Here is a 22,917-nt window from a genome sequence, read left to right on the forward strand (position 1 = left end):
CCGATGGTTTGGCGACTTATTCAACAGTCACGGATTTGGCCAGATTGCGGGGTTGATCAACATCCGTGCCTTTAGTTGTGGCAGTAAAGTAGGCAAGAAGCTGAATGGGCACGGCGTACACGATCGGTGCAAGCATCGGATGTGTTTTGGGTGTTTCGATGTTTGCCCATGTCTTCGCGCCAGCGCGGGCTATGCCTTCTTTGCATGAAATCAACAGCGCTTTGCCGTCGCGTGCCATTACCTCTTGCATGTTTGATGCGGTCTTTTCGAAATGGGCATCCATCGGCGCGATAACGGCGATGGGCAAATTTTCGTCGATCAATGCAATTGGGCCGTGTTTTAGCTCACCGGATGCATAGCCCTCAGCATGAAGATAAGAGATTTCTTTCAGTTTTAGCGCGCCTTCTAGTGCCATGGGATATGAAACCCCGCGTCCGATATAAAAAATTCCGGTTGCTTTGGCGATATCCCGCGCAATACCTTCTATTTTGTCACTTTGCTTAAGCGCTTCGGCGACCAGCCTAGGGATTTCGAGTAAACTAGAGACAAGTTCTTGCTCTTGTTCTGCGCTTAGGGTTTCGCGCTCTCGCCCGGCGGCAATGGCGATGCAGGCGAGCGCGGCTAACTGGCATGTAAACGCTTTTGTTGAGGCGACGCCAATTTCGGGACCAGCCGCCATTGGAAAAACAATGTCCGATTCCCGCGCAATCGAAGATTCAGGAACATTCACAACAGCTGCGATTTGTTGGTTGTTGGCGCGGGCTTCGCGCAAGGCGGAAAGCGTGTCAGCGGTTTCGCCAGACTGTGTGATGAATAATGCGCCACCATTCTTCGTCCACGGAACATCACGATAACGAAGCTCTGAGGCGACGTCGATTTCGATAGGTAGACGGGCCCATTTCTCAAACCAATATTTGGCAACTAGTCCTGCATAATAGGCAGTACCGCATGCGGAGATTGTCAAGCGATCCAATTTTGCGAAATTAAAAGATCCGTCCGGCAGGTGCACAGTTTTGGTTGTGGGATCTACATAGCGGGAGATGGTGTGGGCGATAACTTCTGGCTGTTCGTGAATTTCTTTTGCCATGAAGTGGCGGTGGCCATCTTTATCCACAAGCCCTTGTGAGGCGGATGAAATTGACACAGGCCGTGATACTTTGTTTCCAGCCTCGTCGAATATTTCTAGCGTGCTACGGGTGATAACGGCCCAGTCACCTTCTTCAAGATAAACAATCCGGTTGGTGAAAGGTGCAAGCGAGTATGCGTCCGAACCTAAATACATTTCGCCATCGCCGCATCCAATAGCAAGCGGGCTTCCTTTTCGGCCGCAGATCATCAAATCGTCTTCACCCGAAAAGAGTGCGGCAAATGCGAATGCGCCGCGCATTCGCTCGATGGCTTTATGGAACGCTTCTTTTGGGGTGCAGTTCTCGTTTTCGAGGTAATAGGTTATGAGCTGGGGGCAGACTTCGGCGTCCGTTACGGATTCGAATACGACGCCTTTGTCTTCGAGCTCTTGCCGGAGCTCTGCATAGTTTTCGATAATTCCATTGTGAACCACGGCGACGCGGTGGGTCGCGTGTGGATGGGCATTGGTTTCGTTCGGTGTGCCATGAGTTGCCCACCGGGTATGTCCGATGCCCGCATTTCCACTTAAGGGGGAGGTCGATAGTGTGGTTTCAAGGTTGGATAGTTTGCCCGGTGCGCGGCGGCGGTCAAGCTTGCCAGCGGCAATGGTCGCAATGCCAGCCGAATCATATCCGCGATATTCTAGTCGCTTTAAGCCAGTCATGATCCGTGGCGCGGCGTCCGTTGACCCCAAAATGCCGATAATTCCGCACATATACCTTTTTTCCTGTCTTATCGCCCGAGCCGCAGCAAATACGGGGTCGTCTGGTTCTTTTTAAAGCAAAAATCTGGCCGAATTGCGCGTATATTTTCAGGTATTTTCTTGTCTGTCCGTTTGTTAAGCCGGGTTTGCCGTATAGTACAGAGAGAGGTTATTTACTTTATAAACTGCTTTGGTATTGGATCGTCCGCTGGGCCGATGAATGCTAACCCGAGGAGTAGGGGCAAATGCTTAATAGCCGTTCAATAGTTGGGATAATTGCCTCAATATGGGCGGTTTCTCTTCCTGCATTTGCTGATGATGAGCCGCGCGGGGAACCTGTAACGCTGGGCTACATTGAAAATGTCGCCGTAGGCAATCTTGCCTTAGAAATGAAGGGTAAGCTTGATACAGGTGCCGATACAAGCTCGGTTCATGCGTTCAACGTCAAAGTTTACAAGCGCGGGGAGCGAGACAACTGGGTTCGATTTCGCCTGGTTGGCAAAGACGGTCGTGCGATCCGCTACGACCAGAATGTCATTCGATTTGCTAATATCAAAACTAAAAGGGGCGGCGTTATTCGGCGCCCTGTAATTCACCTTCCTTTATGCGTTGGCGGCCGATGGGGGCGGGCTGAGATCAACCTCGCTGATCGCGGCGAGTTCGAATATGAAATTCTCATTGGTCGTGAGTTTTTGGCAAATCGTGTTTTGATTGATTCCAGTCGGACCTTTACGGCTGAGCAGGAGTGCGAAAGACCGAATGAAGACTAGTCTTCGCCACGCAGCGATTTTGGCGCTCGCGCTAATCGCCGTCGGTCTTGGCATCTTCTTTGTGAAGGCCATTGCCCTCCATTACCCATTGGTTCCTGGCGCACAGGCAACGCTTTGGGATTTTGAAATTTATATCGAATTTGAAGGACGTAACCAACCAGCCCGAATTGAGAGCTACATTCCGGCAGGGGATGTAGAGCGTACTTTTCCGCAAGAGGAATTTTATAATGGGTCGTTCGGGCTAAGTCTTGCGGGTGAGCCGACGACCCGGAATCGTAAAGCGGTGTGGACCTATCGTTACCCCGCTAACCGCAAGGTCGTGCGTTACGGGGCACAAACTTTGGGCGAGACACAATCTACACCGTTGCCATTATGGTTTCGCGAGTCGTTGACCAGCGTGATGCCGTTTGAAGCTGATTCAGTTAAGCGACAAGCTTTTATCGTTTGGTCGGGAAACTTAAGACAACGATCAGCCGATGATTTTTCCTTTGCTGATCTTGCCATCAAAGAGACATTCGAACAGCGCACTAATAGTGAGCAATATGCAGATGAAATTGAAGCGCTTTTAGACAATAACAGCGGCGTTATTGGACGGTTGCAACTGGCGCGACAGCTCCTTCAATCGCAAGGGATTCCAGCGCGAATTGCTGGCGGTGTTTACCTCTCAGAAGCGCGGCGCAGGGTCGAGACACGCCGGTGGTTAGAGTATCATATTGATGGCGAGGATTTTCGTTACTTTCCGGGGGGTGCGCCTGATCGCTTTTTTACGATCTGGTACGGTACGAAACCTTTGGTCGAAGCAAGGGGCGTAGACAATCTGGATGTTCAGATTGCATTGCGATCACGCGATACCGAAGCAACCTCTATTGCGCAAAATGCACCAGGACGGTTGGGCGATGTGGGGCGTGCTGTCGGTTTTAATAATTTGCCGCTGACAACCCAGCTTGTTTATGAAGTACTTCTGACAATCCCCGTCGGGATCGCGATTTTGGTATTCTTACGCCAGTTTATCGGTTTCAAAACGTTGGGTACGTTTATGCCGGTTTTGATTGGGATCGCATTTCGGGAAACTGCGCTGTTGAACGGAATATTGCTTTTCACATTGCTGATCGTTTTGGGGCTGGCGCTCAGATTTTATCTGGAACGATTACATCTTTTGTTAGTGCCAAGATTGGCGGTAGTGCTGATCTTCATTGTCATGGCGATGGCCGGTATCACGGTCCTCATGACCGGTGCGAACCAAGCAATCGGATTGTCGATTTCATTGTTCCCAATGGTTATCCTGACCATGACAATCGAACGAATGTCGATTGTTTGGGAAGAAAGCTCTGCCGGCGAGGCAATTAAACAAGGCATGGGTAGTCTTGCTGTTGCCTCGATCACTTATCTCGCGATGAGCAATGATCACGTTGAATATTTGATGTATCAATTCCCAGAGTTATTACTGGTTCTTATGGGTATCTGCGTCATGATGGGCCGCTATACTGGCTTGCGCCTTTCTGAGTTGTGGCGCTTCCGGGCCCTTGTAGGTTCGTGATGTTTAAAACGTATAGCGCGTTAAAGAAAAATGGCGTTATCGGAATTAATGAGCGCAATGTTCGGTATGTGAGCGCGCTCAACCCCCGTAAGTTCTTTTACAAAGTTGACGATAAGGAAGTCACCAAAACACTGGCCACGGCTGTCGGAATTCCGACGCCGGAGCTTTATGGCGTGATAAAAGATGCTCGCGACATGAAGCGTCTTTCCGAATTTATGGATCATCCAGACGGTTTTGTAATTAAGCCGGCCCAAGGGTCACAGGGAAAGGGAATTTTCGTCGTCGAAGGTCCTTTGAAAGGTGGTTGGCGCTTATCATCTGGGCGCCGTGTTGATCTCGATGATATTAAATTTCAGATCAACAACATGCTATCAGGAATGTATTCCCTCGGTGGTCAACCGGACAAGGCATTGATCGAATATCGGGTGAAGTTCGACGATGTATTCGGAAAGGTCTCCTATAAAGGGGTCCCTGACATTCGCGTTATCGCCCTCAAGGGAATCCCCATTTTCTCGATGGTTCGTCTGCCGACGGCTGAGTCAGACGGAAAGGCAAACCTACATAAAGGCGGCGTTGGCGTCGGCGTAAACATTGCGACTGGGTTGACCGCTAGAGCAATGCAATTTGACCGTTTGATTGAAATTCATCCGGATACGGCGCACCCACTCGAGGATATACAGGCCCCGTTTTGGGATGACATATTGCTGATGGCCGCCAAGTCGTACGACGTTACGGGACTTGGTTATATTGGCGTTGATGTCGTCCTAGATCGTGAAAAGGGGCCGTTATTGCTTGAATTAAATGCTCGCCCGGGGATCTCAATTCAAATTGCGAACCGCCGCGGTATGCGCGAGGTTCTGGAACGAGCAATGGCGCTTTCGGCAGTCAATCGGACCGCTTCAGAACGTGTGAAGGTGGCAAAAGAATTAGCCCTTGAGCTGAACCCGTTGGCCGTTAATTCGTCTTCTTAATTTCGTCAGCAATTTTTTCTGCGATCATAATTGTCGGTGCATTTGTGTTGCCCGAAATTAAAAATGGCATGACCGACGCATCAACAACACGAAGCCCACGAACGCCGCGAACTTTGAGCGACGTATCTACAACGGCGTCTTCGTCGCTTCCCATGCGACAGGTTCCAACAGGATGGTAGATGGTATCAGCGCGAGCGCGAATGTCGGCCTCTAGTGCTGCATCGTCAGCGGGCTCTTCTAGATAGAGCCGTTTTCCGCGAATGGCCTTTAGAGCCGGGGCGTCAAAGATTCGTTCGACAATACGCGCACCTTTTTTGAGACGCACAAGGTCATCATTGTCACCGAGAAAGTTCGGGTCAATCGCTGGGGCATCCTCAGCGTTTGGTGTGTTGAGGCGCACTGTCCCGCGGGATTTCGGACGCAACACACAAACGTGCCCTGATATGCCGCCACCGAAATGTTTCTTGCGACCGTGATTGTCGACGAGCGCGGGAAGAAAGTGAAGCTGAACGTCTGTCTCTGGTTCCGACGGGTCTGTTTTCAAAAAACCACCACATTCAGCTAAGTTGCTTGTGAACAAGCCATCTTTTTTATTTCTGTAGGCGGATAAAGCAGGCAGTGCCCGCATTGCCATACCAAGCGAAAGGCCGACAGAATCAGGAGATTTCGCTTTATATAACCCTGTCCAGTCGAGGTGGTCTTGAAGGTTTTCGCCGACATTTTTCCGGTCTGCGATAACGTCAATTCCATGTTCGCGTAGATGGTTACCTGGGCCGATACCCGATAGCATCAGTAATTGCGGTGATTGAAACGCTCCCGCTGATAAAATAACTTCGCGTTTGGCGTGTACGGATTTTTTTTGCTTGTTTTGTACAAACGCAACGCCTGTTGCTGTATTCTCCGTAAACAAAACCCGTTCCGCGTGGGCATCGGTTACAACTGTGACGTTCTTGCGGTCGCGTGCGGGGTGGAGATAGGCAACAGCCGCAGAGCACCGTTGTCCGTCGCGCTGCGTGACTTGATAATACCCCATGCCTTCTTGGGTTTCGCCATTGAAGTCATCATTGAATGGCAGTTGTAATTCGCGACTTGCATTCAAGAATGTATCTGAAAGTGGGTTTTTGAATCGCAATTCCGATACCGAAAGCGGTCCGCGGTCATTGTGAAATTCACTGTTACCGCGTTCGTTGTTTTCGGCTTTTAGGAAATAGGGAAAGACGTCATCCCACGACCACCCATCGGCACCATTCTCGGCCCAGTTGTTATAGTCAGCCTTTGAGCCGCGAATATAGATCATCGCGTTAATCGAGCTTGAACCACCGAGGGTACGCCCTCGGGGCTGGAGGCCGTTGCGTCCATTCAAATTTTTCTGTGGTGTCGTCTCAAAATGCCAATTTAATGGCGAGTTCTCACCAAAGAACGCAAAGCCGATTGGCGTATGGATAAACGGGTGCTTGTCTGGGCCACCTGCCTCAAGAACACAAACGCTGATATTTGGGTCTTCGCTCAACCGAGCCGCGAGTGTACAGCCCGCTGAACCAGCGCCGACAATTACATAATCAAAGCTACCGAGTTCTTCTCGGTTCTCGTTATTTTGATTCATAATGACCTATAAAATTTTCCGTACAATAGAGAGGACTTTATCTGTTTTCTCCGTATAGGGCGGATACATCACTGATGAATTCGCAAAGCGGCTTTGATAAAATATCGGTTTCATATGGGAAAATGTCTCGAATCCTGCGGTGCCGTGATATGCGCCGATGCCACTTTTGCCAACGCCGCCGAACGGTAGGTTTTCTTGGGCGACATGCCAAAGGGTGTCATTGACCGTTACGCCGCCAGAGACAGTTTTCTGTAGAACACGGTCACGGGCGGTGTCATCGTCACCATACCAATAAAGGGCCAAAGGTCTGTCGCGGTCATTAATAAAATCGAGGGCTTCAGTTTCGTTTGAGATAGAAATGATGGGCAAAATAGGGCCGAATATTTCTTCCTGCATCACGGCTGAGTCCATTGGTGGGTCTATCACCATCGTCAACGGCAGCTTACGTTGGGGGTTCAAGGCATTCGAAGAACCAACCTCAACGACGTCCGCACCTTTGTCTTTGGCATCTTCTACAAGCGACTGTAGCCGAGAAAAATGTCTGTCAGAGACAATGGATGTATAATCCTGGGTCGTATCAATTTCGGGGAACAAATTGCGAGCAGCCTCAGCAATAGCGGATACGACCTCGTCACGCCGGTCGCCGGGGGTGAGAACGTAATCAGGTGCAACGCAAGTCTGACCTGCATTCATCATTTTGCCATGAGCGATGGATTTTGCAGCTGCCGCTATGTCAGCACTTTTGTCGACAATCGCAGGGGATTTGCCGCCTAATTCCAATGTCACGGGCGTTAGGTTTTTCGCTGCTGCTTGGGCGACGCGAACGCCAACCGGCGTCGATCCGGTAAAGAGCAAGTGATCAAATGGTGTCTCCGTGAACGCCTGTCCCGTCTCAACGCCGCCCGTGACGACGGCGCAGACACTTTCGTCAAATTCGGCGGTGACAGCATTGAAAAGCGCTTCGCTTAAGTGAGGTGTTAGTTCACTTGGCTTGATCAGTACACGGTTACCCGCGGCGAGCGCCGCAGCGGCAGGGGCAAGCGCTAATTGTAGTGGATAATTCCACGGTGAAATGATTCCGATAACGCCAAGCGGTTGTGGTTCAATTCGACTTTTGGCCGGCAACATATGTAGTGGTGTAGAGACTTTACGCGGGCGCATCCATTTTTTTAGATGCTTTTTCGCGTGCTTTACCCCGGAAACAGTAACAACGATTTCCGCTATAATAGTTTCATGTCGGGCGCGATTACCAAAGTCCTCGCTTATTGCATTGACGAATTTCTCTTCATTGGCTTCGGTCAACCGAATGAGCCGATCAAGGTTTGAAATACGTTCTTCGTAAGACGGGTAAGGCGCATCTCTATGGGCTTTCTTTTGCAGCGCAAAAAGCCTCTCTAGCGAGCGTTCGCCGTCGGATTTCGTTGGGTTTTCCATATGAGCGGTATCAGCAGGCATAGTTCGCTCCTCTCAAGGACGTTCCAGATGATTATGGTGACTCTAGAACAAGCACACTGTGTGTCTACATTGTTTGGCATGTCTCGGTGGTTCTTCGCCGCAGGTTTAAACACCATCAAGGCGTGTGATCGATAGTGATATTGGCCATTGGTTTTAGACGTTTCTTCCAAACTTGGGTTTTGACCTAGAGTGCGCGTTGATATTTCGGTGCCAAAACCCTAGACGCAGGAAATTGTTTCAAAATCCTACGTCATGGAGAGCCGAATGAAAGACGCAACACTGGGAATTCACGCCGGTTATGAAACCGACCCCACCACAAAATCAGTTGCGGTTCCGATTTACCAGACGGTAGCGTATGAGTTTGATAGTGCGCAACATGGTGCAGATCTGTTTGATCTGGCCGTGCCCGGCAACATCTACACGCGCATTATGAACCCGACCAATGATGTGCTCGAACAACGCGTTGCGGCACTGGAAGGCGGGGTCGCTGGTCTCGCTCTAAGCGCCGGAAGCGCGGCCATTCACTATGCGGTTTTGACCATTGCTGAGGCTGGAACGAATATTGTCACTGTGCCACTGCTTTATGGCGGCACCTATACGATGTTCAAACATATGTTCCCAAGCTTGGGGATCGATTGCCGGTTTGCCGCTGACGATAGCGCCGCAGCGATTGATGCATTGATCGATGAAAATACGCGCGCTGTATTTTGCGAAAGCATTGGTAATCCGGCTGGCAACATTGTTGATATCGAAGCGCTGGCCGAAGTTGCCCATAAACACGGTGTTCCGCTGATTGTAGACAACACCGTTGCGACACCATGCTTAATCAAGCCGATTGAATATGGCGCAGACATAGTTGTCCATTCACTGACGAAATATATTGGCGGGCATGGTAATTCCCTTGGCGGCATGATCGTTGATAGTGGCAAGTTTGATTGGGTTGCTAACAAAAAGCGGTTTCCTATGTTGAACGAGCCAGAGCCAGCGTATCATGGCGTGGTCTACACAGAGGCTATGGGGCCAGCAGCCTTTATAGGGCGTGCACGAACAGTACCTCTTCGAAATTCGGGTTCGGCACTATCGCCAATGAATGCGTTCTTGATCTTGCAAGGGCTTGAGACTTTGGCATTGCGAATGGAACGCCATACAGAAAATGCTATGGCTGTCGCGGAATATCTTGAAAAGGATAGCCGCGTCGAATGGGTTAAATATGGCGGTCTTGAAAGTTCACCTTTTTACGATCTTGCTCAGAAATATACAGCCGGAAAGCCATCAGCACTGTTGTCGTTTGGTGTAAAGGGTGGTTTCGAGGCTGGGGTGAGGTTTTATGACGCGCTCAAAATATTCAAACGCCTCGTGAATATTGGCGATGCGAAATCACTTGCGGCGCATCCGGCATCAACAACACATCGTCAGTTATCTGAGGAAGAGTTAAAAGGCGCGGGCGTCACCCCAGAAATGATCCGCCTTTGTATTGGCATTGAGCATGTGGACGATATTCTAGAGGACTTAGATCGAGCTTTGAGCGCGGCTGTGTAATAGAAAAAGAGCATAGTAACGTCGTCTCTCGACGTGCGGGGCTGTGTTCATTTTTTCAAAGTTGGTTTAACCTCGTCTCAGCAATAATGAGGATCCGACCTATGCTGAGCTTGCTTGTCGCCGTGTTGCTTTCTTCGTCAAAATCAGTAATTCCGCCCGATAATTGGTCATGTGCCAACGATGTTGAGGTTTGGTGCGCGGTCGATGGTTGCGCGGCGAAGGCCGAGGGCGAAATCACACCCATGTCAATTTCGGCTCGTCGCGATGGCGGGTTTTCGGTCTGCGCCTATACCGGTTGTTGGGAAGGGCAGGCCGAAGTTCATGATCTAAAAGGGCGCTTGTTATGGGCGGCAAATGAGGCACCGTTTTCGACCAATCCCGACGGATCTAGCACCGACGTATCATTGCTTATTATCGAAAAAGACGGCGTAGGTTTTGTTCGTGTCGGCGGAATTGCCAGCCCGCTTTTGTGTACGCGTGAGGTTTCCGACCAATAACTTGCAACCCCGTGCGACTGCCCTTAAGTGCTGGGTGCGTCCAGATAGGAGCCTCGCGCGCCCATGATCCCTTTGCCGGTTTTTTCGCTGATTGATGCGGTTTTGTCGCTTTATTCTATGGTGGTCTTCATCATGGTCATTATGTCGTGGCTGCTTAGCTTCAACGTCATCAATCGGCATAATCAAGTCGTCGATATGATATGGCGCACAGTTTTGGCCCTTACTGAACCGGTAATGCGCCCCATCCGGAACACACTTCCGTCATTCGGCGGAATTGATATTTCGCCATTAGTCTTGCTGTTGGGTATATTCTTCTTGCGCGAAATGAACCAATGGACCGCTTTGCGGATCGGCATCTAACGGATTGCGGCGCTGACTGATTTCTTCCAGGCTTCTGAAACTGGTGTGCGACTGTTCGTGAGGGCAAGTCCGGGCGCGAAAATCAACGCAATTACTGGGCTTTGGACAAGCGCCGATGGCAACCCGCGCCTGGCAATCCGTGTTTCCGCGCCGCCCGACAAAGGCAAAGCGAACGCTGCAATCCTAAAACTCTTGGCCAAGGCGTTGGGCCTGCCAAAATCGGCACTAACGGTTGCAGCAGGGGAGACTTCGCGTTTAAAGACCATCGAAATAGCAGGCAGCGATCAATCGTTGGTTCCTGCGCTCGAAAAATTGGCCGGAGACCCAAATGACCACGATAATTGATGGAAAGGCTATCGCTGCGGATGTGCGCGCGAAAATTGCGCAAGCAGTGACAGCGATGCAAAGCCGGCATAATGTTCAGCCAGCTTTGGCGGTCGTGCTCGTAGGCGATGATCCCGCAAGTCATGTTTATGTGCGCAACAAGGGAATTGCGACCGAAAAAGCGGGCATGAAATCAATAGAGCATCGGCTCCCCGTTGATGCAGCCGAAGAAGATGTCGTTTCACTTGTTCGTGATTTGAACGCTGATGACACGGTGGATGGGATATTAGTTCAACTCCCATTGCCGGGGCATATTTCGTCATCTCGTGTAATCAACGAAATTGATCCGGACAAAGATGTTGATGGCCTGACGGAAGTCAACGCAGGGCGCTTGATTTTGGGCAAAGAGGGGCTTGTCCCTTGCACCCCGCAAGGTTCGGTCATCATGGCGAAAACAGTTCGGCCTAATCTTTCCGGGTTAAATGCGGTTGTTGTGGGGCGGTCGATCTTGGTGGGTAAGCCGCTATCAATGCTGTTACTGGCTGAAAACTGTACAGTGACGATGGCGCATTCCCGTACCGCTGATCTTCCTGCGGTTTGTCGGGAGGCAGATATTTTATGTGCGGCCGTTGGCATTCCCCGTCTTGTGAAGGGCGACTGGGTCAAAAAAGGTGCAATCGTTATTGATGTCGGTATCAACCGGATCGAAGAGCAAGGCAAAACACGGCTTGTTGGCGATGTAGATTTTGACGCCGCCAAAGAAAATGCATCGGCGATCACGCCGGTTCCCGGCGGTGTTGGTCCGATGACCATTGCTTGTTTGCTAAGGAACACAGTTGTCGCTGCCGCGCGGCGTCGCGGGCTTGGTGCAGTCGACGTCTAGCGTTTGCGCGTATAAAAGCGCAATTTTTGCGCAAAAGTTGAAATTTAGCGGGAAGTTCCCATCTTTGTTACAGAGTTTTTAGGAGCGCTGGAATGAAGCGACTTTTCGCAACCAAATCTACATTATTGGCGGCTGCGTCGGTAATCGCCGCATCAGCTGTGGTGATGCCTGCTGCGGCGGATGATTATGCGCCGGTGGCACCGATTGAAGTGGTGATCGACGAAATATCGGCTTCTGCTGCTCCCGTGGTTGATGTGGATGTTGCTGATAAAGTACCGCTGAGCGCTAAGAAATGGGCGCTCGTTATGGCAGCGGCTGGTGCTTTGGCGGGATTGGTCAAGTTGATCGGCGCGCGCCGGGTGGCTGATGCGATTGCGTCAGGCACAGTGAAAACGGCTAAAGTCGCCGCGAAAGCGGCAACGAGTACCGCAAAAGCTGTGGGTCGTACTGTTTCTTCGCCTTTGCGGTTTTTGGCGGTTTTGTTCGGTCTCGCGCTCTTTGCGCTGACAGGTATTGGAATTTTCGACGTTGAGTGGATTGGCGGACTTTTGTCCGGCGCGGCGATGACCGCCGTAGGGATGTTTGGCGTTGTTAAAATGCGCAATATTTTTCAGCCTGTTCGTGCGAAAGCTAAAAAGCCACCCTTTTCTGAAGTGAAAAATTAACCATCATTTACAATGGGTTATGACTTAATTGGGGCGGATGCGACATATTTCTGCCCCATTCGCAACCTAGGGTAGGTTTATCGAATTTGACGGCGCTGACGTTGAAACAATTTGAACTCCTGCCCTTCGCCGCTTTTCTTTGCACGCACCCCCAAACTAATAGCCCCGTCACATTTGGCGGGGCTTTTTCTTTCTATTTTTTGTGGAAACGGGGAATGATTTCAGTGTGACTGTTATTGCGCAAATGGCCCGCATCAAGATACCTGAAGGTATGAGTAAAGTTCAGGTCGCACCATCAATTTTATCTGCCGATTTCGCTCGACTGGGTGAAGAAGTTGCCGCCATCGCGGAAGCCGGGGCCGACTATATCCACGTCGATGTTATGGACGGTCATTTTGTGCCAAATCTGACGATTGGCCCGGCAGTCGTGAAAGCCATCCGATCGGTCACCGACCTTCCGTTCGATGTCCATCTGATGATCTCGCCGATCGATGCCTATATCGATGCTTTTGTTGATGCTGGTGCGGATATCCTGACGGTACATCCTGAAGCCGGTGCACATCTTCACCGAACGGTTCAGCACATCAAAAGCGCCGAGATAAAAGCCGGTGTTGCGCTCAACCCGGCCACGCCTGCAAGCGCTATCGAATTTATCCTCGATCAAGTCGACCTAATTTTGGTGATGTCTGTAAATCCCGGGTTTGGTGGTCAGAAATTTATCTCATCTCAACTGCGGAAGATTGAAACAGTTCGACAAATGATCGATCAGACCGGGCGTGATATCAGGCTCGAAGTTGACGGCGGGGTAACCCCGGAAACTGCACCGCAAGCAATCAGTGCCGGTGCAGATATGCTCGTCGCCGGGTCGGCAGTATTCAAAAACGGCCCTCAAGCTTATGCGGCAAATATTGCTGCATTGCGACCCAAGGGGTGATGGTATGGCCGATTACCCAAAAAATGCGCAACGCGCTAACGCCCGTAAAGGGTCTCGTGATGTGTTGTCAAAGGTACGCAAGGCATGGGGCGAAAGCCCATTTTATCAAGCGCAGCTAAAAGGCCCAGCACCGGACAGATTACTTTTTCAACCGGTTGATCCCTATACGCCGGATAAATCAGTTGCGACGTCCTTGGCAAAGGGACGCTTGGCTATCGGCGATGAGTCTATTGATTGCGAAGGCGAGTTAGATAAAATTTGGGATATTCCGTCGGCGGACGGCCCGCTATATGCCTACCTTCATGAATTCTCCTGGCTAAGGCATCTTTCCGCATTGGGCGACGATGGAAAGCCACCGGCGCGGACATTGATGAAATCATGGTTGGACCGTTACGAACGTTGGTCGTCTGAGAGCTGGGAGCCGTTTTTCGTCTCTGAACGTCTCATACAGCTTTGCGCGCACCATCCATTGTTATTGTCGGGGACGGACGCGTTGTGGCGTAGCCGCGTTCTGGCCTGTATGGCACGCCAGACCCGGCATTTGGCACGCACCGCCCATCGCTCGGCTACGGGGTTCGACCGTTTAATGACGGCACTTGGCTTGGGCATTGCTGGATATAGCCTTCCGGGCTGTGAGGGGCCAGCAGAGCGCGGCCTTGAAATGGCGCGCCGTGAATTGCGTATTCAATTACGACCAGATGGCGGACATGTTAGCCGCAATCCATCGAGGCAATTGAAACTCGCGTTGCGTTTGCAAGCACTCTTAAAAGCTATTGAATCGCGCGGATTTCAACCGCCGGGCTTTCTGCGCCATATCGTGCAGCGTGCAAGTGCTATGGCGAGCTTTTTTCGGTGTCCAGATGGCAGGTTGGTGGTGTTCAATGGCGGGTACGAGGATGATGCCCGCGCATTGATATCTGTACAGACGAACTCTGGTGCGGATGTCGCTTCAGTCGATTTTGCGAGGCATTCTGGTTACCATAAGATGTCATCATCGCGCGGTTTATTGATTGTTGATACTGCCGATGATTCAAATTCTGGGCATAAGAGTGCCGGGTCGTTACATTTCTCATCTGGTCGTTCGCGTATCATAACGAATTGCGGCAACGGGACTCATCGCGGTGCTGTGTGGCGCAAAGCCCTCGCGCAACGTGATGCCCATTCGGCACTTTCCTTCGAAGAAGGTGTCACGCCATTTTCGTTTCGGAATATCTCCCATAGACGTGGCGAAGAAGCCGCGGGGCAACTTCTCGAATTTGAACGCGGTATCATGACGCAACAGGGTGAAGAGGCGAGTTATTTGCGCCGTTTGTATCTGTCGGCGAATGGCGCAAACTTACGGGGCGAGGACGTTCTAGAAGGCTTGCAACAAGAAGTACTAAGCGGTGTTCTATGGCGCTTTCATATACACCCCGACGTTCGCGCCTCGCTTGCGCGGGACAAAAAGTCCGTCATTCTATTATTGCCAAACAAAGAGGGCTGGCGATTTAAATCAAATTGCCCTGATCTAGTTTTGGACAAAAGCGTCTATTGCGGTTCTGGTGGCGCGCCGACAGCATCTGAACAAATTGTCATTCGGGCGGCTTCGTATGCGTTGCGGGAAACCAATGTTTTTAGTGCGAAATGGGCATTCCAGCGTCTCGATGCGTTATAAAACCAGCGATTTCAGCTATCGCGCTGGAGCGAGTAATGTTTTATCGTCTTCGCGACGAATGCGGCACGGGGATCGGGGATGCTAAATAATTTGCGACGTTTTATGGGTGCTTCTGGTACGCAACAATCTTTGCGTTTATCCCCGCAAGCCATTGACCATGCATCGCTCTTGCCGCGTCCTCCAAGAAAAATTGACTTACGGGCCGCACGAAAGCTGGTGGCGGGTAAAAGTGTTTTGGTCACCGGCGCGGGAGGGACGATTGGCTCTGAGCTTTGTCGCCAAATTATAGGTTTTGAACCAGCTCACCTTACCATGGTCGATAATGCAGAGTTAGCACTCTATCAAATTGATATGGAGATGAAGGAAGCTGGGTATGGAAGGTTTATCACCTCTCAGCTTACTGACGTTTGTCGAATTGAACATTTGAAACGCGTTTTTGACCGCGCTCAACCGGATATCGTGCTCCACGCGGCGGCGTTTAAGCATGTTCCTATTGTTGAAGAAAATCGATGTGCTGGCGCATTGACGAATGTGCTTGGTGCAAAGAATGTTTTTGATACTGCGATAGAGCACGATGCCGAGTCGGTTGTTTTCATCTCCACGGATAAAGCGGTTAACCCCACTAGCTTCATGGGCGCAACCAAACGCATCGCAGAGCTTTATGCACAAGCACTAGACGTTGCGCAGAATGAAACACATTTTGTCACGGTTCGTTTTGGAAATGTGCTTGGGTCAACGGGCTCCGTTGCGCCATTATTTGCTAGGCAGATCAATCAAGGTGGCCCCATCACGGTTACCCATCCGGAGATTATGCGTTTCTTTATGACAACGCGCGAAGCCGTGCAGCTTGTTCTGCTGGCGTCCAGCCTTGATGTTGCTGAAGAAACGATCGTAACTCACGATGGACGCGTTTTCGTTCTCGATATGGGTGAGCCAGTGAAGATCCTGGACTTCGCAAAGCGGATGATTTCCGCCTATGGCCTGACGCCTGGTAAGGACATCGAGATAAAATTCACAGGACTGCGTCCCGGAGAAAAGCTATTTGAGGAAATTTTCTTGGATACCGATGCCTTGATCAAAACGGGTGCCGACGGCGTGTTGCTGGCTTCACCTGCGATGATTGACCTGCCTTTGCTGACACCGCGCCTGTCCGACGTTGTGGAAAATGCATTGCGAGGCGATCAGGCCTCCCTTGATGAAGCGGTACATCACTTGGTACCGGAATTCTCGGCGGCCCCGATGGCTGCAAAACACGCACGGAATCAATCGAATCGCTGAAAAAGGCTCTATGTCCCTTGCCCCCACACGACGTGAGCGCTAAGGCGGCGACTGTCGAAAAAGGGTTCTTTTAATGGTTGATCATACTCCGGCGCGCCGGGCACTAATTTCTGTCTCTGATAAAGAGGGCATTGTCGATTTCGCGAAACGGCTTGCGGCAGCGGGGGTTGAGCTGATTTCCACGGGCGGAACGGCCAAGGCATTGCGCGACGCGGGCCTTAAGGTCAGCGATGTTTCCGATATCACCGAATTTCCGGAGATGATGGATGGCCGCATCAAAACATTGCACCCACGGGTGCATGGTGGCCTGTTGGCGCTACGTGACGATGCTGGCCATAAAAAATCAATGGACGATCATAAAATCGATGGCATCGAGTTGTTGGTCGTCAATTTGTACCCTTTTGAGGAAACCGTCGCCAAAGGCGCGGAATTTGCGGATTGTATTGAAAATATAGATATTGGTGGTCCGGCGATGATCCGCGCTGCCGCTAAAAACCATCGTTTTGTGGGGGTTGTTACAGACCCATCGGATTACGAGACTGTGCTTGGCGAAATCGAGGCGAATGGGGCGTTGAAAGACGAGACAAAGCGTCAGTTGGCGGCCAAAGCATTTGCGAAAACAGCAGCCTATGACGCGGCGATTTCAAGCTGGTTTGCGGATCAGAATGGCGACACATTCCCGAAGAATTATACCCTAGCCGGTCGGCTCGATAGTGTTTTGCGTTACGGGGAGAACCCGCATCAAGACGCCGCATTTTATCATTCGGGCGTATCTGGGCGTCCGGGCGTTGCGACCGCTCGCCAGTTACAGGGTAAGGCGCTGTCTTATAATAATTTGAACGACACCGACGCGGCCTATGAATTAATTGGTGAGTTCGACCCCGCAAAACCGGCTGTGGCGATCATTAAACATGCAAATCCATGCGGTGTTGCGACGGCTGACGACATCGTGGCTGCGTATGAAGAGGCGCTCAAATGTGATCCGGTATCGGCGTTTGGCGGCATCGTTGCTCTGAACCAGAAATTGACCGGTGGATTGGCCGAGAAGATCGTAAAGGTATTTACCGAAGTTGTTATTGCACCGGATGCTGATGAAGACGCGATTGCAATATTTGCGGCAAAGAAAAATTTACGGCTCCTGGTTGCCGGTGGAATTCCAACACCAGATTCAACAGGAAAAATTATTAAACCGCTCGCTGGTGGTTTTCTTGTCCAATCACGCGATGCCAAAGTTATCGGTGTTGACGACCTTAAAGTCGTAACCAAGCGTAAGCCATCAGAGCAAGAGCTCGCGGATATGTTGTTTGCGTTTAAAGTTGCCAAGCATGTTAAATCCAATGCAATCGTTTACGCAAAAAATGGCGCTACCGTAGGCGTTGGGGCTGGGCAAATGAGCCGATTAGATTCAAGCCGTATCGCTGCCCGAAAAGCACAGGATGCCGCCGAAGCTTGGGGCGCAACGGCATCGTTGGCCGAGGCGTCCGTTGTTGCGTCTGACGCATTCTTTCCGTTTGCTGACGGCTTGCTGGCGGCGGCTGAGGCTGGCGCTACCGCGGTTATCCAGCCCGGCGGATCAATTCGTGATGACGATGTTATTGCTGCTGCTGACGAAGCTGGTCTGGCAATGGTATTTACCGGCGTTCGCCATTTCCGCCATTAAAGACCGCTCCCTAAGGGAGCGGTCCTGCGTTAGCGGCATTATGCGTCTGCGGCTAACGCATCTAGTTTGCGAATGAAGAGTGTGAACTTACCGACACTTACCGCGCCGGTTAGATCCAACTCGCCAGCACTTTCATTGAACACATCAATGGCCGTTTCGGCGGATTGCTGCCATTGCCCCATCGCTTTCGCGTTCCATTTTGCTGGTGCGCCTTTCGGTTCTGCTCCGATCGAGTTGATAACCCGTTTTGCAATTTCGAACTGCCGTGCAGTCAAGTCTTCGATGATCTGGCGAATTGCAATCTTGTCAAAATGATCGGCTGGTGGTTCGCGTCGTGCCTTTTCACGCACTGCATCAATGTTGAACATTCGACCAACAGCAAAGAAAATGCCGCCCGCGCCGGGGTTCGACCATCCCGTTTCAGCAGCAAGGTTGACTATGTCAAATGCGTATTCGAGCGCCGGAATTGCTGCCGCGTCTTTTGCGATTGCTTCTGGCGAGGACTGTTCAATCCAATATTGATAGCGTTCCTCAAGCGAGACAGCTGCATCTTGGGGAAGGATTTCAGGCAATGCTGTTTTGAATTCTGACACAGGTGCCTGATATTGCTCTATCAACGCTTTGACGCCATGGCGTTCAAGTGTCTCGCGCGCTTTTGCATTACCAAGAAGGTGGAATGTTTGTTCCCGGAGCAATGCTGATGCTTCAAGATAAAGTCCGATCTGGAGGTCAGCGGGGGCCGCAGTATCAAGCGCATCAACAGCCTCAGCAAATTCGTGCAGATTGTAAATCAATCGAACAGCTTCATATGCAAGGGCGATAATTGGGAAGTCTGCACCGCTTGTTTCGGCGGCACGTTGGACAAACCCTACACCGCACGTATCCACTATTTCATTTGAAAGCCGCGTGGCGATAATTTCTCGCCGTAATTGGTGGCTAACAACGGCACGGCTATATTTTCGTAGTGCTTCAGGGAAATACGCAAATAATTCGCGTTCGAAAATAGGGTCATTAGGTGTTTCCGAAACAGCCAATTCGTCAAACAGCCACATTTTCGCGTAAGCAAGTAGCACTGCGATATCGGGCCGAGTTGGTCCGACGCCTTGTTGGCGCATGTAGTTAATTTGCTCGGCATCAGGCAGGTTTTCAATCGCCCGATCAAGACGACCTTCGCGTTCCAGTGTCGTCATGAATCGTGCATAGACATCGAGTTCTTTCGCGGCAGAAGTTGCCATTTGCGAAATCGCGCGAGTTTGATCGTAATTGTGGCGCAATACATGCTTGGCCACATCGTCGGTCATTGATGCGAGGAGTGCGTTTCTTTCGTTGGCTTTGACTTCGCCGTGTTCAATCGCATTCGACACTAAAATCTTTATATTCACTTCGTGGTCTGATGAATCAACGCCAGCAGAGTTGTCGATCGCATCCGTGTTAATGCGGCCGCCATTTTGAGCAAACTCAATTCGGGCAAGCTGCGTTAGGCCAAGGTTTGCGCCTTCACCGATTACTTTTGCTTGAGTCTCGTTAGCATTCACGCGAACAGCATCATTGGCGCGGTCGCCCACACGCCAATTTTCTTCATCTTCGGCTTTGAAATATGTACCGATCCCGCCCATCCAGAACAGTTCAATCGGCATTCTAAGAATCGAGCGAACGAGTTCGGTAGGTGGCAATTCTTTCGCATCAACACCAAGCAATTCGCGCATTTCGTTCGTCAAGGGAATAGATTTAGCGCTTTTGGAGAAAACACCGCCGCCTTTTGAAATGAGTTTCTTATCATAATCCTGCCAAGAGCTACGCGGCGTGTTGAACAAACGCATGCGCTCTTCGTATGACGTAGCTGGATCCGGGGAGGGGTCAAAGAAAATATCGCGGTGATCGAACGCGGCGATAAGTTTTGTCTGGCGTGATAAGAGCATACCGTTGCCAAAAACGTCGCCTGACATATCGCCCACGCCAGCTGCTGTGAATGGTTCTGATTGGATATCTTTTCCCATTTCGCGGAAGTGTCGTTTAACTGCTTCCCACGCGCCGCGCGCTGTTATGCCCATAGCTTTATGGTCATAACCCACCGAACCGCCTGAGGCGAAAGCATCACCTAGCCAGAAATCATAATCGTCTGAAATCGCATTGGCAGTGTCAGAGAATTGTGCGGTTCCTTTATCAGCAGCGACAACCAGATATGGGTCAGGATCATCCCAACGGACGAGATTTGCAGGCGTCTTCATTTCGCCTTGAACAATGTTGTCGGTCAAATCCAATAAGCCCCGGATGAATTCCTTATAGGCTTCGCGGCCCTCTTCGTAAATTTCTGTGCGGTCCCCATTTGCGGGTAGTTGTTTCGGATAGAATCCGCCTTTTGAGCCAGTGGGAACAATTACTGCGTTCTTCACACGCTGTGCTTTGACGAGTCCCAGAACCTCTGTGCGGAAATCTTCTCGGCGATCAGACCAGCGCAGACCACCACGAGCGATTGGTCCAAACCGGAGATGGACACCGTCGACGCGTGGTCCTGATACAAATATTTCGCGATAGGGTTTTGGTTCCGGGATTTCCGCGACTTTGTGACTGTCAACCTTGAACGAGATATATGTCTTGGGCGAACCGTCAGCTTGTTGTTGGTAATAGTTAGTGCGCATGATCGCACCAAACAGGGCAAGAAAACGTCTGATGATGCGATCTTCATCAAGGCTCGCAACGTCATTTAGTGCATCAACGACCGTTTTTTCTGCGAGTGCCACATCTTTGATCCGGTCGTCCGCATTTGATGGACCCTTCGGATTAAACCGAGCATGGAAGGCGGCGATCAATAAGCGGGCAATAGAAGGGTTATTGGAAAGCGCTTCTTCGATATAAGATTGAGAATACGCAAACCCCGCCTGCATGTGATGTTTAGCGGTCGCGCGTAAAAGCCACGCTTCGCGCCAATTTATGCCAGCGGTAAGAACGAGTTCATTGAAGCCATCATCTTCAGTACGTCCCTCCAGAACCGCGAGCATCGTATCTTCGAAAGCCTCTTGGACTTCGTCTAGGACAACAGGCTGGCCACCGCTTTGTTCGGTTGAGAAGTCATGAACCCACATGACTTCATTCGCAGCACTATTAATGGCCGGGCTGACGCGATGAGATGTTTCTTGCATGACGCTTAGACCGAGATTTTCAATCGACGGAATTAGCGTCGAAAGCGTCATCGGGGTGCCGCGTTTATAGATTTTCAGACGAACGGTTTGATCTCCGTCGTCGGCGCGCCGATAAGCCCGAACGACGATCGGGTTGTCGCTTAGTTTTTCGAGTGCTGCGATGTCTGAAAGTGATTCAACCGCTAATGTCCGTTCACGATAGCCAGCATCGAAGGCCTTTTCATATTTTGAATAAAGGCTAGCGGGGGTCGCGCCATTATGTGCGATGCGCATCGCATCCAGCAATTCGTCATCCCATGTCCGGCAAATCTCGCGCACATGGCGCGTCATCTCCGTAAGGCTAGGCGCTTCTGGCGCACCCGGCTGGATGCCAATGATGAAATGCACCCGCACAAGAGATGCGTCGCCAAATGACGGTGCGAACGAGTGAACACGGCCTTTGAAAACGTCGGCGATATACTGGCCGACACGTTCACGTAAGTCAGAATTAAAGCGATCACGCGGAACAAACAACAGTGCTGAAACGAACCGGTCAAAACGGTCACGTCGTAGGAACAGCTTAACCCGTGGTCGTTTGTAGAGACGCAGGATTCCCAGGCAGGTTTCCGTCAGGCTGGCAACGTCAACTTGGAATAACTCGTCACGCGGATAGCTCTCGAGAATATTGATGAGCGCTTTTTCATTATGTCCACCGGGGGTGAACGATGCGAGTTCCAGCACGGCGTCTACTTTTGCGCGGATCAGGGGAATGTCACGAACCGGGCGGTTATAAGCTTCGGCTGTAAACAAGCCGACAAATAGTTCTTCGCCAATAGCAGAGCCGTCAGATGCAAAGCTTTTGACCGCAACATAATCCATATAGGCGCGGCGGTGCGTAAGCGATTTTGTGCTCGATTTTGCAATAATGATTGGCTCATTCGATGCAAAAAACGCAGCGACGGCGGGCGAAAGCTTTCCGTCCGGTTGGAAGGTTGATTTCAAGACTTCGCGGTCGGGACTACTAAGGATGCCGAGGTCTTTTTCGCGGTCGAGTTCGAGTTGAAGTTCGTCGCCGTCGCCGACAAAATTGAACCGGCGCGCACCAAGAAAAGCAAAGCGATTGTCCCATAGCCATTTTAGAAACTGTACTGACTCGCGTTGATCTTCTGCCTTGACGCCGGAAAGCCGAGACCGTTCCAGTTGGGCGATGCAAGCCCCAAGACGTGCGCGCATGGCTTCCCAATCTTCAACGGCGATCGAGACATCTGCCAATACGGCATCAAGTTCCTTTTTCAGGGACTCAACTTCATTATCGAGAACCGGTGGGTCCATTTCCACATGGATCATCGATTCACGAACACCACGCCCTGTGCTAGCTGGATCACGCTTGCCGGTTGTGGTTCGAACAACGTCTACGACTGCGTTAGAGAAAAATGTGACAGGCTTGCCAGCGTCAGAAAGCGCTGCAGAAATTGAGTCCACAAGGAAGGGTTTGTCGTCAGTGACGAGATCGAGCACCATCCGGCGCTCGGACCAGCCTTTTCCTTCTTCGATCCGCAGCGAAATTTTGCTTTCGCCCGATTTACGCGTGGCCGCGTGTTTCCAAGCATGAGTCGCGCGATTGAGGAGTGATTGAGGTTCATCCCAAATATGATCCTCGCCAGTTGCATAAAGGACCAATTGCTCCAGATAACTCTGAAAAGCAGGCAACAACGCTCCACTTTCATCATGGTCACCAGCCTTCTTTTTTTGCGCTAGCGAAACAACACGTTGTAGAATTTGTCCGTCGACGTCGGTTGAAAAGCCCTCTGGCATCTCGCTTCCTCTGTAATCTGTT

The 22,917-nt window shown here is 51.0% G+C and carries 17 protein-coding genes; 13 read left to right on the forward strand and 4 right to left on the reverse strand.

What is annotated here, in order from left to right:
• Nucleotides 1–16: 16 nt before the first annotated feature.
• Complete coding sequence (gene glmS / locus ABFZ84_RS06975; protein WP_369313245.1) at nt 17–1,843, reverse strand: glutamine--fructose-6-phosphate transaminase (isomerizing); 1,827 nt, start codon at nt 1,841–1,843, stop codon at nt 17–19.
• Nucleotides 1,844–2,076: 233 nt separating this feature from the next.
• Here glmS and ABFZ84_RS06980 point away from each other — a divergent pair, with 233 nt between their 5' ends.
• Genes ABFZ84_RS06980 through ABFZ84_RS06990 form a run of 3 tightly spaced genes read left to right on the forward strand, consistent with a single transcriptional unit; the run spans nt 2,077 to nt 5,109 of the window.
• Entirely contained in the window at nt 2,077–2,601 is a 525-nt protein-coding gene (locus ABFZ84_RS06980) for an ATP-dependent zinc protease family protein (RefSeq protein ID WP_369313246.1), read from the forward strand.
• Nucleotides 2,591–4,138 carry a UUP1 family membrane protein gene (locus ABFZ84_RS06985; RefSeq protein ID WP_369313247.1) on the forward strand — a complete coding sequence of 516 codons (1,548 nt, stop codon included), beginning with the start codon at nt 2,591–2,593 and terminating at the stop codon, nt 4,136–4,138. Before ABFZ84_RS06980 ends, ABFZ84_RS06985 begins: the two co-directional genes overlap by 11 nt.
• Nucleotides 4,138–5,109, forward strand: a complete 972-nt coding sequence (locus ABFZ84_RS06990; RefSeq protein ID WP_369313248.1) for an alpha-L-glutamate ligase-like protein — start codon at nt 4,138–4,140, stop codon at nt 5,107–5,109. The genes ABFZ84_RS06985 and ABFZ84_RS06990 overlap by 1 nt, the downstream gene beginning before the upstream one ends.
• On the opposite strand, the gene ABFZ84_RS06995 is transcribed toward ABFZ84_RS06990, so the two are convergent.
• Together ABFZ84_RS06995 and ABFZ84_RS07000 are read right to left on the reverse strand one after the other, a co-directional pair.
• Nucleotides 5,093–6,712 carry a GMC family oxidoreductase gene (locus tag ABFZ84_RS06995; RefSeq protein ID WP_369313249.1) on the reverse strand — a complete coding sequence of 540 codons (1,620 nt, stop codon included), beginning with the start codon at nt 6,710–6,712 and terminating at the stop codon, nt 5,093–5,095. The genes ABFZ84_RS06990 and ABFZ84_RS06995 overlap by 17 nt on opposite strands.
• A gap of 6 nt (nt 6,713–6,718) precedes the next feature.
• Nucleotides 6,719–8,146, reverse strand: coding sequence for a coniferyl aldehyde dehydrogenase (locus tag ABFZ84_RS07000; protein WP_407067105.1), 1,428 nt, complete (start codon nt 8,144–8,146; stop codon nt 6,719–6,721).
• A 285-nt stretch (nt 8,147–8,431) separates the two neighbouring features.
• Here ABFZ84_RS07000 and ABFZ84_RS07005 point away from each other — a divergent pair, with 285 nt between their 5' ends.
• From ABFZ84_RS07005 to purH, 10 genes are all read left to right on the forward strand, one after another.
• Nucleotides 8,432–9,706, forward strand: a complete 1,275-nt coding sequence (locus ABFZ84_RS07005) for an O-acetylhomoserine aminocarboxypropyltransferase/cysteine synthase family protein (protein WP_369313251.1) — start codon at nt 8,432–8,434, stop codon at nt 9,704–9,706.
• 101 nt (nt 9,707–9,807) lie between these two features.
• Entirely contained in the window at nt 9,808–10,203 is a 396-nt protein-coding gene (locus ABFZ84_RS07010; protein WP_369313252.1) for a hypothetical protein, read from the forward strand.
• A gap of 63 nt (nt 10,204–10,266) precedes the next feature.
• Entirely contained in the window at nt 10,267–10,563 is a 297-nt protein-coding gene (locus ABFZ84_RS07015; protein ID WP_369313253.1) for a YggT family protein, read from the forward strand.
• Nucleotides 10,564–10,608: 45 nt separating this feature from the next.
• Complete coding sequence (locus tag ABFZ84_RS07020; protein WP_369313254.1) at nt 10,609–10,908, forward strand: DUF167 family protein; 300 nt, start codon at nt 10,609–10,611, stop codon at nt 10,906–10,908.
• Nucleotides 10,892–11,770 (forward strand): bifunctional methylenetetrahydrofolate dehydrogenase/methenyltetrahydrofolate cyclohydrolase FolD, encoded by an 879-nt coding sequence (gene folD / locus ABFZ84_RS07025; RefSeq protein WP_369313255.1) that lies wholly within the window; start codon nt 10,892–10,894, stop codon nt 11,768–11,770. The genes ABFZ84_RS07020 and folD overlap by 17 nt, the downstream gene beginning before the upstream one ends.
• 124 nt (nt 11,771–11,894) lie before the next feature.
• On the forward strand, nt 11,895–11,954 hold the full coding sequence (locus tag ABFZ84_RS07030; RefSeq protein WP_369314550.1) for a hypothetical protein: 60 nt from the start codon (nt 11,895–11,897) through the stop codon (nt 11,952–11,954).
• A gap of 752 nt (nt 11,955–12,706) precedes the next feature.
• Nucleotides 12,707–13,369 (forward strand): ribulose-phosphate 3-epimerase, encoded by a 663-nt coding sequence (gene rpe, locus ABFZ84_RS07035; protein ID WP_369313256.1) that lies wholly within the window; start codon nt 12,707–12,709, stop codon nt 13,367–13,369.
• A 4-nt stretch (nt 13,370–13,373) separates the two neighbouring features.
• The gene (locus tag ABFZ84_RS07040) at nt 13,374–15,023 is read left to right on the forward strand and encodes a heparinase II/III family protein (protein WP_369313257.1); all 1,650 of its coding nucleotides are present in this window, start codon (nt 13,374–13,376) and stop codon (nt 15,021–15,023) included.
• A gap of 78 nt (nt 15,024–15,101) precedes the next feature.
• Nucleotides 15,102–16,301: a UDP-N-acetylglucosamine 4,6-dehydratase family protein gene (locus ABFZ84_RS07045; RefSeq protein WP_369313258.1), complete on the forward strand. Its 1,200-nt coding sequence runs from the start codon at nt 15,102–15,104 to the stop codon at nt 16,299–16,301.
• Nucleotides 16,302–16,374: 73 nt separating this feature from the next.
• Nucleotides 16,375–17,961: a bifunctional phosphoribosylaminoimidazolecarboxamide formyltransferase/IMP cyclohydrolase gene (purH, locus tag ABFZ84_RS07050; protein ID WP_369313259.1), complete on the forward strand. Its 1,587-nt coding sequence runs from the start codon at nt 16,375–16,377 to the stop codon at nt 17,959–17,961.
• 38 nt (nt 17,962–17,999) lie between these two features.
• Here purH and ABFZ84_RS07055 read toward each other — a convergent pair whose 3' ends face one another.
• Nucleotides 18,000–22,895, reverse strand: a complete 4,896-nt coding sequence (locus tag ABFZ84_RS07055; protein ID WP_369313260.1) for an NAD-glutamate dehydrogenase — start codon at nt 22,893–22,895, stop codon at nt 18,000–18,002.
• Nucleotides 22,896–22,917: the final 22 nt, after the last annotated feature.

Source organism: Hyphococcus lacteus (genome assembly GCF_041058985.1).
GTDB classification, from domain to species: domain Bacteria; phylum Pseudomonadota; class Alphaproteobacteria; order Caulobacterales; family Parvularculaceae; genus Hyphococcus; species Hyphococcus lacteus.